Annotated in this window: 15 protein-coding genes and 1 tRNA gene; 6 read left to right on the forward strand and 10 right to left on the reverse strand. The window is 35.2% G+C overall.

Annotation, left to right across the window (positions count from 1 at the left end; all coding sequences use genetic code 11):
• The first annotated feature begins 99 nt into the window (after positions 1 to 99).
• Together IPM14_17170 and IPM14_17175 are read left to right on the forward strand one after the other, a co-directional pair.
• A complete protein-coding gene (locus IPM14_17170; GenBank protein MBK9099798.1) occupies positions 100 to 660 on the forward strand; it encodes a hypothetical protein in 561 nt (186 codons plus the stop codon).
• Between the two features lie 23 nt (positions 661 to 683).
• Positions 684 to 1,364, forward strand: a complete 681-nt coding sequence (locus IPM14_17175; protein ID MBK9099799.1) for a hypothetical protein — start codon at positions 684 to 686, stop codon at positions 1,362 to 1,364.
• A gap of 380 nt (positions 1,365 to 1,744) precedes the next feature.
• Here IPM14_17175 and IPM14_17180 read toward each other — a convergent pair whose 3' ends face one another.
• Positions 1,745 to 2,041 carry a hypothetical protein gene (locus tag IPM14_17180; GenBank protein MBK9099800.1) on the reverse strand — a complete coding sequence of 99 codons (297 nt, stop codon included), beginning with the start codon at positions 2,039 to 2,041 and terminating at the stop codon, positions 1,745 to 1,747.
• 311 nt (positions 2,042 to 2,352) lie between these two features.
• Here IPM14_17180 and IPM14_17185 point away from each other — a divergent pair, with 311 nt between their 5' ends.
• Together IPM14_17185 and IPM14_17190 are read left to right on the forward strand one after the other, a co-directional pair.
• On the forward strand, positions 2,353 to 3,702 hold the full coding sequence (locus tag IPM14_17185) for an insulinase family protein (GenBank protein ID MBK9099801.1): 1,350 nt from the start codon (positions 2,353 to 2,355) through the stop codon (positions 3,700 to 3,702).
• Positions 3,702 to 5,234, forward strand: a complete 1,533-nt coding sequence (locus tag IPM14_17190; GenBank protein ID MBK9099802.1) for an insulinase family protein — start codon at positions 3,702 to 3,704, stop codon at positions 5,232 to 5,234. The genes IPM14_17185 and IPM14_17190 overlap by 1 nt, the downstream gene beginning before the upstream one ends.
• A 31-nt stretch (positions 5,235 to 5,265) precedes the next feature.
• Here IPM14_17190 and IPM14_17195 read toward each other — a convergent pair whose 3' ends face one another.
• The 9 genes from IPM14_17195 to IPM14_17235 form a co-directional block, all read right to left on the reverse strand.
• Complete coding sequence (locus IPM14_17195; protein MBK9099803.1) at positions 5,266 to 6,576, reverse strand: peptidase; 1,311 nt, start codon at positions 6,574 to 6,576, stop codon at positions 5,266 to 5,268.
• Positions 6,577 to 6,610: 34 nt separating this feature from the next.
• Positions 6,611 to 7,489 carry a DMT family transporter gene (locus IPM14_17200; GenBank protein ID MBK9099804.1) on the reverse strand — a complete coding sequence of 293 codons (879 nt, stop codon included), beginning with the start codon at positions 7,487 to 7,489 and terminating at the stop codon, positions 6,611 to 6,613.
• A gap of 40 nt (positions 7,490 to 7,529) precedes the next feature.
• On the reverse strand, positions 7,530 to 8,645 hold the full coding sequence (locus IPM14_17205) for an alanine--glyoxylate aminotransferase family protein (protein MBK9099805.1): 1,116 nt from the start codon (positions 8,643 to 8,645) through the stop codon (positions 7,530 to 7,532).
• Positions 8,646 to 8,653: 8 nt separating this feature from the next.
• Entirely contained in the window at positions 8,654 to 9,538 is an 885-nt protein-coding gene (locus tag IPM14_17210) for a dihydrodipicolinate synthase family protein (GenBank protein ID MBK9099806.1), read from the reverse strand.
• A gap of 26 nt (positions 9,539 to 9,564) precedes the next feature.
• Entirely contained in the window at positions 9,565 to 10,425 is an 861-nt protein-coding gene (locus tag IPM14_17215; protein ID MBK9099807.1) for a proline dehydrogenase family protein, read from the reverse strand.
• Between the two features lie 197 nt (positions 10,426 to 10,622).
• The gene (locus IPM14_17220) at positions 10,623 to 11,186 is read right to left on the reverse strand and encodes a hypothetical protein (GenBank protein ID MBK9099808.1); all 564 of its coding nucleotides are present in this window, start codon (positions 11,184 to 11,186) and stop codon (positions 10,623 to 10,625) included.
• A gap of 111 nt (positions 11,187 to 11,297) precedes the next feature.
• Positions 11,298 to 13,661 (reverse strand): glycyl radical protein, encoded by a 2,364-nt coding sequence (locus IPM14_17225; GenBank protein ID MBK9099809.1) that lies wholly within the window; start codon positions 13,659 to 13,661, stop codon positions 11,298 to 11,300.
• A gap of 2 nt (positions 13,662 to 13,663) precedes the next feature.
• Complete coding sequence (locus tag IPM14_17230) at positions 13,664 to 14,482, reverse strand: glycyl-radical enzyme activating protein (GenBank protein MBK9099810.1); 819 nt, start codon at positions 14,480 to 14,482, stop codon at positions 13,664 to 13,666.
• A gap of 62 nt (positions 14,483 to 14,544) precedes the next feature.
• A tRNA-Arg gene (locus IPM14_17235) sits at positions 14,545 to 14,618 on the reverse strand.
• 463 nt (positions 14,619 to 15,081) lie between these two features.
• Here IPM14_17235 and IPM14_17240 point away from each other — a divergent pair.
• Together IPM14_17240 and IPM14_17245 are read left to right on the forward strand one after the other, a co-directional pair.
• The gene (locus tag IPM14_17240; GenBank protein ID MBK9099811.1) at positions 15,082 to 15,951 is read left to right on the forward strand and encodes a 4-hydroxy-tetrahydrodipicolinate synthase; all 870 of its coding nucleotides are present in this window, start codon (positions 15,082 to 15,084) and stop codon (positions 15,949 to 15,951) included.
• Positions 15,952 to 15,971: 20 nt separating this feature from the next.
• The gene (locus tag IPM14_17245; GenBank protein ID MBK9099812.1) at positions 15,972 to 16,622 is read left to right on the forward strand and encodes a 4-hydroxy-tetrahydrodipicolinate reductase; all 651 of its coding nucleotides are present in this window, start codon (positions 15,972 to 15,974) and stop codon (positions 16,620 to 16,622) included.
• Positions 16,623 to 16,635: the final 13 nt, after the last annotated feature.

The raw sequence follows: 16,635 nt of genomic DNA on the forward strand, positions 1-16,635 counted from the left end.
TATAGAATTACTTTGATTTGTATGTACAATCCAAAATCTTTTTTCGATTTATAATTAACATTTGTAAGTTTTCATTTAAGTAAAATAAGGATTAATAATTTGAAAATATTTCTTCTGCTTTTGTTAGTAATTACACTTTCAACATTATCAGCTCAAATTCGTTTTAATGCAGGTGCATCATTTAATATTGGAATTCCAACCGGTTCTTTCTCAGATTTAGTTGAAACAGGAATAGGCGGCTCAGTCGTCAGTGAATTAGTTTTTAGTGATAAGTTATCCGCAACTATTTCTGGTTCATATCAGAATTTTCCAGGTAAAGGAGAAGGTTTTGCTGTACAGGGAAAAGTGATTGACTTTTCCGTTCAGGCTATTCCAGTTTTAGCCGGTGTTAGATATTATTTTGTGAATGATTTTTTTGGATTCGCTGAAGCGGGCGTACATTTTTTAAGAGTTACAGCAGATCTTTATGATGTTTATAGTCAAGAAAAAGTATCGACCGACTATGAAGCAAAATATGCCGGAAGTATTGGGATTGGTTATCGTTACCAGCTTGCTGATCCTTCTGTATTTGAACTTTGTGGAGCGTATCAAATTGTTCAGGATGATTTTAATTCCTTTGCAATAAGATTAGGTGTCTTAATTTTATTAGATAATATTTAACCAATAACTCATTTGGGAAAAAAATGAAATTGAAATTTATTTTTATTCTGCCATTACTTTTAACAATTATAATTTATCCTCAACAAAATCGTGAAGAAGCGTTAGCTAAAGACGGTTGGTCGGGTGGAATTGCGGGGTGGCTTGGTTGGGAAAATTTTGATATCTCCGAAAATTTTGAAAATGTGAATTCGAATTCAAAAGTCGACGGCTTTAACTTTGTATTTAGTTCACGCAACGGAAGCATCGTTGAAACTAATGCCGTTTTTGGATTTGATTTCCAGTGGCGTCAAAAGGACAGAACAACGTCTCCGGATCCGAATCCTGATAATTCAAGTGAAACTTTTAATGAAAAAATCTGGTTTCTTGGTTTATGGGCAAGATATTACTTTCCAATGGGCGGTAACTTTGCATTATTCATTGAAGGTTCAGGTGGTTATGCATCTTTCTCACAGAAAAATGAAACTATAACTACACTTGAATATGCTTACTACAATAATGATGCTTATGCTAATGGATTTGCATACAACGGGGGTATGGGTCTCTCCCATTTTGTCACGAATACAATTGCCTTTGAAATAACCGGCAGATGGGAAGGAGGCAGTTTGAACGGAGAAAATAAAAACTATCTGGGAAACACGAATGAATTAAATATCAAGCTTGGAAATATTTTTATTCTTTTTGGTTTTCAGGTATATCTCAGATAAAATTCATAAAAAAAGGAGACTACTTTCGTAATCTCCTAACGATCGCCCTCACCACAAATTAATTTACTGGAGTAAAATCAGTTATTTAAACATTTTTTCAATTTCCGATTTGGATTTTTTTATACCTCGAATTGAGATAACTATAAATAGTAATAGTCCGCCTAAAATTATTCCGGCAAGTAAGTACACTGCCATAAATTTACCCTCCATTTTTACCTTCAGAAATTCAACGATTATGCCACACAAGCGAATTCTGAGAATGGGGAATAATCATCCAAATCTTGCTGTTAAGTAAAGCTTGATGTATCTAATTGGAATCTAAAATGAGAATTGTATCAAAAAGGATGGGTGCTTTGGTCGAGCTTTATTTAATAAAAATTTTAGTTTCTATTTAACACAATTGGGACGCCATTGTAAAAATAGATTCTGCCATAATTTTCAGTTAACCAGTATAGTGGTCTTCCTGTCGATTTATATTTTTCTACAATGTTAATTCTAATAACCTCCGGTCGTTCGTGAATATTAATAACTGCATCACAAAATTCTTCCGGTGAATTGCATACAGCTTCGTCTAATTCAACTTCTAAAATCTTTTGCTTGTTTATCATAATTGATTTGGAGATAATCTGATTTACAAGCAGAGGTTTGTAAGTCAATGTTACTTCGAAACTTCTCATGCTATTTGAAAAACCTGTCCATTTGCTTATTGACAATCTATGAAATAGTTTTATTAATAAGCATTGTAGCTTATATAGAATCGATACTAAGATAATTGTTTGTCAGCATTACCATTAAAATATGTAATGAATCATAAAAAGTGAAGTAATTTTTTAATGCAAATATTGTATTTCAAGAGCTGCCATTTATTTGCCGCTTATCAAGTATTTAGAATCAACTATTTTTTTCTCTTGGCTCAAGGGCGGTATTGAGTTAAATTCGGGCGACAAAAATCAAATCAAATATTTAATAATATATTTAGGAGTAAAATGTGTGCAGAAAAAAACTAATGCTGACCATAGGATTGATGTCGATCATGCTTACCAATTTAAACGCAAGTGACGACAAAATCCTACCGTATCCAATTTATCAACACAAATTAGATAACGGATTAAATGTAGTAACCGTTCCTTTTGATAGTCCTGGTCTTGCTGCATTCTATATTGTTGTTCGTGTAGGTTCAAGAAATGAAGTTGAAGATGGAGTAACAGGTTTTGCTCATTTCTTTGAACACATGATGTTCAGAGGGACAGATAAATATCCACGTGAAGAATATAACAAAGTATTAAAAATGACTGGTGCAGGTGCAAATGCAAACACTTCACTTGACCGGACAATTTATCATATGACAGGAAATGTTGATTATCTTGAAAAGATGTTTGAGCTGGAATCAGACAGATTTATGAATCTTAAATATCCTGAACACGATTTTAAAGTAGAAGCAGGTGCTGTTAAAGGTGAATACACAAAAAACTTTGCCAATCCTTATCAAAGACTTTACGAAAGTCTTTTGAACACTGCATTTGATGTTCATACTTACAAACATACTACAATGGGATTTTTTGAGGACATAGTTGACATGCCAAACCAGTATGAATATTCAATTGAGTTTTTTAATCGATACTACAGACCTGAGTATTCAACCATAGTTGTTGTTGGTGATGTTAACAAAGAAAAGGTTAATTCACTTGCTGAGAAATATTTTGGCAATTGGGAAACTGGAAATTACTCTGCTGAAATTCCTGTTGAACCACCGCAAAAAGAAAAAAGATCTGTTCATTTACAGGATGGTTCAATTCCACCATATATGAGCATGAATTATAAAGGTCCTGCATTCAGCGATACAAAAATTGATATGCCCGCAATTGATGTAATGAATACAATTCTATTCTCACAAAACTCAAAACTCTATAAAAAGCTTGTTGTTGAAGAACAGAAACTAAGATTTCTCGGTGGCGGAGCGATGGATTCCCGTGATCCATATCTTATCAATATCCAGGCTTCATTCATTAATAAAGATGATTTTCAATATGTGCGAGATGAAATAACAAAAGCGATTAATGAAATAAAACATAATGGAGTTGATCCAAAGGTTCTGGAAGAGACCAAATCGAATTTAAAATACAGTTATGCAATGGGTATTGATAATCCTGATGCAATAGCAAATTCAGTTAGTCATTACATTTATCTTACGGGTGATCCCGAGTCATTAAATCGTTTATATACAATGTACGATAAAGTAACTGACGAAGCCATCAAGATGATTGCAGATAAATATTACATTGAAAGCGGATTGACAATAGCTACAATTTCAGCCGATGAGAAAGGAGGGGTAGAATAATGAAGACTTTAATCATTTCAATTTTACTAACCGGTATTATTATGGCACAGGAAATCGTTGAATTAAAACAGCCTAATTCAGCTAAACTTGTTGTTAAATTTATGTTTAAGAATGGATCAATTAGCGATCCTCAGGGGAAAGAAGGATTGACTTATACTACTTCTCAGTTGATTACTCAAGGTGGAACAGGTGAACTTACTTTCGGTGATATTCAAGACAAAATCTATCCAATGGCAGCAAGCTATTATTCATCAGTCGATAAAGAGGTTGCAATATTTACTTTTCAATTTCACAAAGACTGGATGGATGAGTTTTATCCAATTATGATTGGACTTATAACGAATCCATCATTATCCCAATCTGATTTTGATAGAGTGAAAGTTAATCAGCAGGCTTATGTTGATCAGGTAATCCGTGCTTCGTCTGATGAAGAATACAGCAAAAAAGCATTAGAAGATTTTCTGTTCAGAGGAACCAACTATCAACATATGATCGAAGGAAAATCAGCTTCCGTCAGTGGAATAACTCTCGATGATGTTAAAGCACACTACAAAAAATATTTCACAAGAAATAATCTGATGGTAGGGATTGCTGGAAATTACAGCGAAGATTTTCTGAATAAATTAAAAAGTGATCTCAATAAATTACCGGACACGATACCGACAGTTCCAATCCCACCAGTTGTGAAATCGCCCAATGGTATTGAAGTAGAAATAATCGCAAAGGAAGGAGCTTTTGGCTCTGCAATTTTCACCGGATATCCGCTCTCAATAACCAGAGCAGACGATGATTTTGCAGCGTTAATGGTGGCAAATTCATATTTAGGTGAACACAGAAAATCTTACGGAAAACTCTATCAGATGATTCGTGAACAACGCTCAATGAACTATGGTGATTACTCATACATTGAATGGTACAATAACGGTGGTGGAAACATGCTTCCTCCTTCAGGTGTACCAAGACATTCAAACTATTTTGCGTTGTGGATAAGACCTGTTCAGATTGCAAAGCAACTGAAAGCGCAGTATGAAGAATTAAGTGATATAAATATTGGTCACGCTCATTTTGCATTACGAATGGCTTTGAGAGAAATGGATAAGATGATTAAAAACGGAATCTCACAGGAAGATTTTGAAGCAACACGTGCTTTCCTTCAAAGTTACATTAAGCTATACATTAAATCACCCGATGAGCAACTTGGTTATTTAATGGATTCAAAAATGTACGGCAGAGAAAATTATATTCAGGAGCTAGGTGAGCTGCTTTCAAAAGTTACACTTGATGATGTTAATTCAGCAATAAAAAAATATATGCAGATTGAAAATATGAAAATCACAATCGTGACCGATGTCAGTGAAGCCGAACCACTTGCAAAAAGTCTAAAGGAAAACTTGACTTCACCAATGAGCTATTCCAATATTGTCAAAGCTGGATTATCCGAAGAGATCCTGAACGAAGATGCAGCAACAGAAAACTTCAAATTGAATGTTAAAAATGTAACAATTGTTGATTCGAAAGACACATTCAAGTAAGGTCTAACTTTTAGTGGACTATATAGCCGGGTTAAATCCCGGCTTTTTTTTGAGGAATTCTATAATCCAGCCAATACTCCAATTTATTTATTATAAAATTTCGCTCTTCATCATCAAAACTATTAATTCTCGTTCGATGATTACCACCTTTCTTTACCATTTTAATGGAGTTGGTTTCTCCAGTAAGTTCAACTGCTGTGGCAGACCAGGAATCAATCTCACCGTAAATAAAAATCATATTATTGCCATATTTCTGAATCCAGCTATTTATCTTTTGCATACTGCAGCAATCAAATACAGGTCTGAGATTTTCTGGCAAAAATATTTTACTCGTTGGTTCTTTCACTTCTATTAACAAATCTTTAAAATCAGTTATATCATAACCATAGTATCCCATTTGTGCATAAGCCTGGTAAGCAAAGGGAATATTTGGTATAGCTTCCTGATCTGAAAAGTATGTGTAAGATGAACCGTTTTGTAGATGATCCCACAACTCTTCGTTGGAAGCCGTTGTATCAGGGATTTGATCGCAGGTTGTGTATTGCCATTGCCAGAATGCAAATCCGTACTCGAGCACGATGTACTCGAAGATTAATCTATCATTTCCTAATGAAAAAGTATAACTATTTTCTTTTGCTTCGTTAAGAAAGAGTGGAATTAATTGATCAGCTCTTTTTAAAACTTCTCTCTGAAAAAGAACCATTTTTGTTCTGCACTCTTCATTACCGACATTATCGAGAAAATGATAAATACGAGGATCTTCCGAGGCTAGGTTGAGAGGTGCCACATAACACACTGATGCATCAGCATCATCCGGAAAAAAATATTTATGGATATAGGTTGTTTGTCCGCCTTTACTGATTCCTGTTGTTATCCATTTGTCCTGATAGATCTCTTTCAAAGTTGCAATAATATTGTGGTGATCATTCGCAGCTTGCTCGATTGTCAAATAATTCCAATCAATACTATCGGGAACAGATTCTCCAAAGAAACGATGCTCAACAACGACTTTATTGCACTTTAATATTGATGCAAGTTCATTACCTCTATTTAAATCGATGTTGTATCCGTCAAGTTCAATGACCATTGGAAGGGAATAATCGTTGTGAGACAGATAAAATTTTTGCTCGAATTTTTTTCCGTTGGGATTATGATGATCAATAGGTTGCTCGATATATATTTTAAATGCCTCAGTATATTCTGAGTCTGGTTGAATTCTTTCAACGCTTAGAATTCCTGGAAGAGATTCAAGTTTTTTCTTTAGTTCATTCTGTGAAGAGAGAAGGGAGGAGCAAAGAAGTACAATCCCGAGAGCAATTACAGAAAGCTTAAACATTTTCATTATAAGCTCCTCTGAGTAGTTAAATTGAATAATTTTATTTTTTCTTACCGAAAAGATAAAGCTGAGATAGAATCATTCCAAGTAACATTAAAATGCAACCTAATAATCCTCTTAATGGAATTGATTCATTAAGAATCAGCCATCCGCCAATAACTGCAAATACTGCCTCAAGACTCATAATGATTGCAGCATTTGCCGGATGGGCTTCACGCTGGGCAACAACTTGAATTGTAAATGCTATCCCAACTGAAAATAAACCGGCATAAAGAATCGGAAGTAAAGCTTGCAAAATATTTTGTATTTGTATTGATTCAGTGAATACGGCTGCTAATAAGCTGAGAATCGAACAAACAACAAATTGAGAAAAAGCCAGCTTGAAAGGATCAATTCTTTTTGAATAAAATCCAATTACCAGAATCTGTATTGCCCAGAAAAATGCACCGATAAAAACAAGCACATCTCCAATGTTTATTTCAAATGATTCATTTACACTCAATAGATATAATCCGAATATTGCAACTACAGCACCAAACCATGTAAACATTGATGTCTTCTGCTTTACGAACAAACCCAATATCGGAACGAGAATTATGTAAAAACCGGTAATGAATCCAGCTTTACCAGCATCAGTGTAAACCAAGCCGCTTTGCTGAAATGTGGCTCCAAGAAAAAGTACTGTTCCGGATGCTATTCCACCATAAAGAAGATTTTTATCTGAAAATGTCTGCGGGTTATTGTTCTCAAATTTTCTTTTTTGATTGAGTAGAAGCAAAGGAATTAGTGAAAGACTTCCGAGAGTAAATCTTGCTGTGTTAAATGTGAAGGGACCGAGATATTCCATTCCTGCTCTTTGTGCCACAAAGGCAAATCCCCAGATAACGGCAGTTAAAAGTAAAAGTAGATTTGATTTCATAATACATCCTGAATTTATTTCAGGATCTTAATTATAGATTTTAATTCTTGAGTATTTCTTTCATTGCATTGACCAATTGATTGATATTCTTTTCATTACTTGAATAACCCATCAATCCTATTCGCCAAACTTTACCAGCTAGTTCTCCCAATCCAGCTCCAATTTCAATATTAAAATCATTGAGTAATGATTGACGAACTTTTGCTTCATCAATTCCTTCAGGTACAATAATAGAAGTAAGTTGAGGTAATCTTTCGTCTTCTTTAACAAATGGCTTCAAACCAAGCTTATTCATTTCTTCAATCAATATATTACCATTAGCCTGATGCCGATCCCAGGAATTTTCAATTCCTTCCTCTTTTAAGATTAGAAGAGATTCATACAATGCGTACAGAGAATTAATTGGTGCTGTGTGATGATAAGCTCTTTTCGAACTTCCGCCCCAGTAGCTGAGAATCAGATTCAAATCCATAAACCAGCTTTGAACTTGAGTTTTTCTATTCTTTATGTATTCAACTGCTCGTTCATTAAAAGTGACAGGAGAAAGGCCGGGAGGGCAGGAGAGACACTTCTGTGAACCTGAATATGACACATCAATATTCCATTCATCAATCAAAACAGGAATTCCTCCGAGCGATGTGACGGTATCCGCAACTACAATACAATTATTTTTGTGCGCAATTTCTGTAAGTATCTTGATATCACTCTTTGCGCCAGTCGATGTTTCTGCGTGAACAAATGCACAAACTTTTACATCTTTGTTTGCTTTGAGTGTATCTTCGAAAATCTGAGGATCAATTGCTTTTCCCCAGGGAATATTTATTACGACGGCTTCAGCCTCACATCTTTCAACAATGCTTTTCATTCTTCCACCGAATACACCATTAATGCATACAAGTACTTTTGAACCGGGCTCAATTAAATTAACAAGACAGGTTTCCATTCCAACAGAGCCGGGTCCTGAGACCGCAAAGGTAACTTCATTTTTTGTTTGAAAAGCATACTTCAGTAATTCTTTAATTTCATCCATCAATTCTATGAACTTTGGATCAAGATGTCCGATCGTTGGACCAGACATCGCACTTAAAACTCTTGGATGAACATTTGATGGACCGGGACCCATTAAAATTCTTTTAGGAGGAATAAATTCTTTCATAATGTACCCTACTCTATTAATTCAGCTTTCTTTAAAATTATCTTTAGCTCGATGATACTGGCTTCGCTCAGTGGCTCAAGTGGTAACCTGGGATGACCACCAAAATATCCTATTAAATCCATTGCAGCTTTTAATCCTGCAACACCATATTTTGCTGTTACTGCTTTGTTAACCGGAATCATTTTATTCTGTATCTCCAACGCCTTTTGATAATTCTGTTCGTTTAAATTTGATAAAATTTGAAAACATTGGTCAGGAGCTATGTTTGCAAGCGCTAAAATTCCAGCAGCAGCTCCGTTCAATATTCCATTATACAGAACTGATGCCGTTCCGACAATCAATTTAAAGCCTGAATGGACATTTGCAGCAATCTCAGAAATTCTCGAAGGATTTTCAGTACTATCTTTCAGACCAATGATGTTTGGGTGATTTGCTAATTCTATAATTGTCTCGGTTTCAATATTCACATTTGTAAACTTTGGAACATTATAAATTATAACGGGAATCATCACGCTGTCAGCTATTCGGGTATAGTAATTCAAAAATGAGTGATGCTTCATATCTGCTTTATAGAATGATGGTGAAATTATTAAGGCATAATCAGCACCAGAATCAGCGGCTTCATTTGTCAGCAAGATTGTATCCTTAATTGATTCCATCCCGGTGCCAGCAATAATTGTCCGCTTGGTATGCTCCCGAGTAGTCCTAATCAATAAAAGTTTTTCTTCCTTCGTAAGGAATACACTCTCACCATTAGAACCAAATAAAACATACCCGGCTAGTAATTTTAATTCATACTTTTTCAAATTATCGATTAGCTTCTCAGGTGCGACCTCATCATCATTGAAAGGAGTCACAAGTGGAGGATAGATTCCTTTTAATGTATTCGCCATAACTTATTTATTTTTAATTATTAATATTATTTACTAAATATATTTTTTAACACGAAACCAACATTCGCCGGTCTTTCTGCTAGACGCCTCATATACCACGGATACCAATGCTCACCATAGCTTATAAGCGTCCGGATTTTATATCCTTCTTTTTCAAGTTTGTATTGCTCAGAAGTCTTGATCCCATAAAGCATCTGGAACTCGAATTTATCTTTTGGGATTCCAATTTCTTCTGATTTATTCTTCACTTGCTCCTGAATACTCAAATCGTGTGTTCCAAAGGCAACTCGTATTCCCTGATCACTAATTTGATTCAGCAGATAATCAGATATAGCAATATAATTTTCATTTACCTGAGATAAGTTAGGAAATGCTACAGACGAAGGTTCTTTATATGCACCTTTAACCAATCGTATCCACGGATTTATTTCCATGATCTTTTTAAGATCATCCATTGTGCGGTAAAGATAAGCTTGCAGACACAATCCTACATTCTCATAATTTTCCTTTGCTTTTTTGTAGAAGCTAATTGTTTTATCAACGTAAGAACTATCTTCAATGTCAATAAAAACATTGTTGTTAAACTTTATTGCTTTCTCAGTAATGTTTGTAAATAACTCAAATGTTTTTTCAAATGACAGATCCAATCCAATCTGGGTAAGCTTTAATGAAATTTCAATATCCAGTTTTTCACTATTTATTTTCTCCAAAACTTTCAGATAATGCTGAGCATTTTCTTCAGCTTCCTCTATTTTAGTGATATTTTCACCAAGATGTGTTAAAGTAGTAGGAATATTCTGCTTAAGTAGTTCTCTAGATGCTTCAATTGCAGATTCGGTTGTGGTTCCGGGCATAAATCGTTTTACGGCTCTTTGAACAAATTTCATTTCTGGAATTTGTTTTTTCAGCCATTCATTTTTTGAAGCCCATAAAAGTATGTTTCTGCCAATGTTCACTGGTTAAGAATGATAATTATTTTTTATACAAAAATATTCAATTTTAATCAAAGGTAGTTAATTTAATAACATAAAAATGCCGGATCGATTTCCGGCACTCCTAAATAAAAATTTTTTATTTGTCCTCATTAAACTGTCGGCCATAGCCAGCCGAAAATTCCTCCAGTGAAGAGAGCATAAATCAACCCATCAAACATTGATTTGAGAGTTGCTGACCAGCTTCGATTATACCAAATACTGTTTTGCAATAATGCTAGTCCATATCCAACAAATGCTGTTACACCTGCCAAACGAAATACTGAAAGATAATGAGCTCCTTCCGGAAGAGCTCGACCAGCTACGTACGCAGCAAATATCCCAACGATTATCGAATATATAAACCAAAGTACAAGTTCCTTTGCCATACTCGGTGAACTGCGGTGCATAATTGTCATCACACCAACCGGTCCTTGTTTCATCTTTTCCAGGAATTCCTGTGAACTCATATCTTTCATATTTTTAGGACGTGGAAAATGATAATCACCAGGCGGAATATTGTGTTTACGTAAATCATCCAGCACTGCTTTTTCTGAAGGAAGCTCTTTGTAATCATTTGAATGATAGCCAAGCACCATATGGATAATGGAACTAATGATGAATACGGCAACTGCGGAAAGCAGTATTGGAAGTAAAAGAGACGTTATTGGAACCATTGCATAACCTCCTGATATTTGATGAATGTTAATTATTCCCTCTGGGGTTAAAAATAAGAAAAATGAAATGAGAAAAGAAAAATTTCTAAGCTATAAAAAAATCTTTCCGAGTCAGTAACTAACTTGCTCGGTCCTTTTAATTATCTCTTCCTGCAATTCAGGGGTTAGATCAACAAAGTAATCGCTGTAACCTGCAACACGGACAATCAAATCCCTGTAATTCTCAGGATGTTTTTGTGCTTCTCGTAAAGTTTCAGCATCAACCACATTAAACTGTATGTGATGCCCATCCATCTTAAAGTAAGATCTGATTAAAGAAACTATTTTGTGGATTGATTCTTCTCCATCAAAAATTTGTGGTGAGAATTTTTGGTTCAGCAAAGTTCCGCCTGTCCGGAGATGGTCAATCTTGGCAGCAGATTTTAAAACTGCAGTCGGACCGTTTACATCGGCTCCCTGTACGGGTGAAATACCTTCCGAAACGGGAAGTCCTGCAAGTCTTCCATCAGGAGTCGCGCCGGTAACACTTCCAAAATAAATGTGACTTGTAGTCGGCAATAAATTTATTCTGAAATGTCCGCCTTTGGTGTTAGGTCTTCCGTCAATCGCTGAGAAGAAGATCTCAAAGATTTGCTTTAAAATATCATCTGCATAATCGTTATCGTTTCCATACTTTGGAGTTTCATTCAGTAACAGATTTCTGATTTCATCAAATCCCTCAAAGTTTTTGCTAAGAGCATTAAGGAATTCTCCCATAGTAACTTTCTTTTTCTCAAAAACATTATACTTTATAGAAGTAAGTGAATCAGTAACTGTTCCAATTCCAACTCCCTGTATGTACGAAGTATTGTATCTTGCGCCACCGTTGTTGTAATCCATTCCTTTTTTAATACAATCATCAATCAACAAGGACATAAACGGCGCAGGGAGGTATTCGGCGTAAAGCCTTTCTATGATAATATTACCTTTAATTTTAATATCAGCAAAGAAATTGATTTGCTTTTTATATGTTTCAATTAATTCTTCAAAATTTTGAAATGCTTTCGGATCTCCTGTTTGGATACCTATTTGCTTTCCTGTCTTGGGATCAATTCCATTGTTTAATGTTATTTCAAGAATTTTTGTAAGATTGAAGTAGCCAGTGAGAACATAACTTTCTTTTCCAAATGCACCAGTTTCAACGCATCCGCTAGCACCACCATTTCTTGCATCAATAATAGATTTGCCCTGTCTGAGCATTTCCTGGATGATTGCATCGGTGTTAAATAGCGAAGGCTGACCATATCCTGTTTTAATGATTTCCAAAGCTCGTCTCACAAGCTGATCAGGATTTTTTCTGCTGATCTGCACCATAGAGCTTGGCTGAAGCAAACGCATCTCTTCAATTACATCAAGAATAAGATAGGTAAGTTCATTAACTGCATCTTCACCTCTCTCATTAACACCGCCGACATTAATGAGACAGAAATCTGTATAAGTGTTACTCTCTTTTGAAGTAACTCCAACTTTTGGTGGTGCCGGTTGATTGTTGAACTTAACCCAGAAAGACTGAAGCAGAATTTTTGCACCTTCTTTGTCAAGCAGTCCGGATTCAATATCCCGTTTGTAAAATGGATAAAGATGTTGATCAAGTCTGCCGGGATTAAAAGAATCCCACGTGTTCAATTCTGTAATTACACCGAGATGAACAAACCAGTAGTACTGAAGAGCTTCCCAAAAAGTGTTCGGTGCATTTTCAGGGATACGATTGCAGATGCCTGCCATTGTTTCAAGCTCATCTCTTCTCGTTTTATCTTTTTCATCTTTTGCCAGATCATATAGTTTATTGCTGTATCTTTTAGCAAAATTTATCAGAGCATCAGCAGCGATGTTCATTGCATTCAGTTCTTCACGTTTCTCAAATGCTTTTGGGTCATTGTAGAAGTCGAGTGAGTTTAGTGATTCATTTATTTTTTCTTTGAAGTCTTTCAATCCCATTCTATAAATTTTATCATCAAGTACAGTATGACCGGGAGCCCGCTGCTCCATGAACTCAGTAAACACACCTGAAGAATAAGCTTCTTTCCATTCTTCATCCATCTCGTTAAATATTCTGTCTCTGATGGATCTTCCGCTCCAGAAAGGCATTACTTTTTCCTGTTGATATATTTTTGTTTCATCATCAACCTTAAATGAAATTTTATCACGATTGTGAAGAATATCAAAATCTTCAAGACTGTGTGTGCATAATTCCGGATAAGTTGGAGTTGCTTTTGGTGAAGGACCTCTTTCACCAACAATCAATTCATTTTCACCAACATATAATTCTTTATTCTTAAGTATGTATTTGAATGCTCTGGCTCGGGCAACAGGCACTGAACATTTTTCTGTTTCACCGCTTGCATAAAATTCAGTCAGGAGTCGTGCTCGTTCGATGGAGATTCTTTCTTCAGTATTTAGACTTTGTTCTCTTAGCTTTTTAATTCTTTCGTTCATTATCAACCACCAATTGTTACTTTACAGTTTAATTCTCTAAAGAATTGTCTGATGTTCTCCAGACTTTTTTTATCAGGTGAAACAGTATCATTCATTTTATTTTCTGTTCCAAATCTTTCATATTTTCCCTCACCCAAACGGTGATAGGGTAAAAGATTAATTCCAGCTACGTTATTTAAATCTGAAATAAATCCCCTGATAGCAAAAAGGTTTTCGTTTGTATCTGTCAGCTCTGGAACTATTGGAATCCTGATATTTATTTTTTTACCCAATTGATTAAGTTCAACAAGGTTTTTCAATATCAGTTGATTGGATACCCCTGTGTATTTTGTGTGAAGGTCATCACGCATTAGCTTTAAATCGAATAGGAATAGTTCTGTGGATTCAGCAGCTTTATTCATGACATCTGATGAAGCATATCCGCTTGTATCGACTGCTGTATGAATCCCTTCATCTTCACAAAGCTTAAGCAGTGCAATTAAAAAATCCGGCTGAATAAGCGGTTCACCACCAGAAAAAGTAACACCTCCGCCTGAATCATCATAAAATATTCTGTCTTTCAGAATTTCATTCATTAATTCATCTACATAAAATTCTTTTCCGACTTCTTCCTTATCTGTTGAGAAATTATGATCGAAACCTCTTCTTGGATTGCATCCTTTATATTTTTCAGGAAGTATTTTGTGGCTTTCCGGATTATGACACCACCAGCATCGTAGCGGACATCCTTTGAAGAAAACGGTCGTGCGAATTCCCGGACCATCGTGGATTGCAAATCTTTGAATGTTGAAAATTATTCCCCGTTTAGAATCTAAAGACATACACGCAAGAGTTTTAAGTTGGAAGTAAAATAGATAATCATTTTACTTGTTTGATATTTTAGTACACCCGTAGGGATTCGAACCCCAAACCTTCTGATCCGTAGTCAGATGCTCTATCCAATTGAGCTACGGGTGCAAAATTTTGTGTAACAAATATAACTTAAATTAAAGAAAATTACAGAGCATTCTTTGTATCATATTCTGGATCGTTTATACCTGAATGGATTATTTTCTATCGTAAGCGAACTTTCAGTGCTTCATTTTAATAATTGAGACGCGAAAATTTCTCAGATCAATATCAATAATTACTCGCATCGATTTAATTGATAAATTTTCTTACCGTAGAATGGCATGCAAATTGGACAATAAGAACTCAGGCAAGAGTATAAAAGCGTTCATCGTAATTAAAATTTGTTAAAATTCTTAGATGCGTTGGAATCTTTGAATTTTTTGGTGAGGCGATGAACCACTCTTGCCTACGATTTTCCCTTCCAGAGAAATATAAACCAAAAAACTTGTAATATTTTTCCTATTTTTGACAATAACTCTTAACTGTGATTATTTAGATTTGTCTAACTTAAAAAATTTGGGAAGAATTAATGTTCAAAGGAACCGGAACTGCACTCATCACACCTTTCAAAAAGGATCAGTCAATTGATTACGAATCACTTCGAAAAATTGTTCATCAGCAGATTGCTGGCGATGTTGATGCGTTAGTTGTTATCGGCACAACAGGTGAATCACCAGTAATTGAGTTCGACGAGAGAAAGAAAATAATTTCACTTGTTGTTGAAGAAGTAAAAGGAAAAATTCCTGTTATAGTTGGTACTGGAACAAACAACACAAAGAAAGTAATCGAGCTGAATAAACAAGCTGAAGAATTAAAAGTGGATGGAGTTCTGATTGTAAATCCATATTACAATAAAGGCACTCAGGATAGTCTGGTCGAGCATTACAAATTCATTTCTGATAAAACAAAACTTCCGATAATTCTTTACAACGTGCCTTCAAGAACCGGGATGAATATTCTTCCTGAAACTGCTGTTCGAATTCATAAAGAATGCAAGAATGTTGTTGCGATAAAAGAAGCAAGCGGTAACATTTCTCAAATTGCTCACCTTATCTCAATCAAACCGGATTCATTATCAGTTCTCTCTGGTAATGATGATCAGACGCTCGCAATAATGGCTTCGGGTGGAGATGGAGTCATTTCTGTTTTCTCAAATCCATATCCAAATAAGATGAAAGAAATTACTGATGCAGTTTTGAGTAACAAAATAAAAGACGCTCAAATACTTAACAACAAATATTTGTCTATGATGAATACCTTATTTGTTGAAACAAGTCCTGCACCTGTGAAGTACGTAATGAGTAAGTTAGGTTTGTGTGCGAATGTTGTTCGTCTTCCATTAGCCGTTGCGACTGCAAAAGCCGAAAAATTACTCGATGAGGAAATGAAAAATATCTAAACTGAAATGGAGAGAAAGCTATGAAGTATGGATTAATCGGTGCATCAGGAAAATTGGGGAAAGAAGTAATAACAGTTTTTACTGATAATAATCACGAATTGGTTTTTTCCTTTGATGTTCAGGGTGAATGGAAACAAAGTAATCCTGAAATATTAATTGATTGCTCTCTTCCCGAAGCATTTGATAATATGCTGTCCATGGCTAAAAGTTTCAACGTTCCAATAATCGAAGCGACAACTGGATTATCCGAAAAAAACATCATTAATCTGAAAGAATATTCGAAACATAAACCTGTGGTCCAGAGTAATAATTTTTCGATTGGAATACAAATACTTCTTCAGCTTACTAAGAGTGCTTATGAAAAATTACCCGAGTGGGATATAGAAATATCAGAAACTCATCACCGGTTTAAGAAGGATAAACCATCAGGTACTGCTAAAATGATTCAGAATATTTTTAAGGATAGGGAAGTGAATACAACTTCGCATCGATTAGGAAATGTGCCCGGTGATCATACAGTTAGCTTTGCAGGATTAGGAGAAGTGATTTCAATTCAGCATCGTGCGCTATCACGAAGGACATTCGCAGAGGGTATTCTTAAATCAGCTGAGTTTGCATTAAAAAGAGAAAATGGATTTTATTCTTTTACTGATGTAGTTTTTGAAAAGTAATTAATAATTAATT

The sequence above is a fragment of the bacterium genome (assembly GCA_016716565.1).
GTDB lineage: Bacteria > Bacteroidota > Ignavibacteria > Ignavibacteriales > Ignavibacteriaceae > IGN2.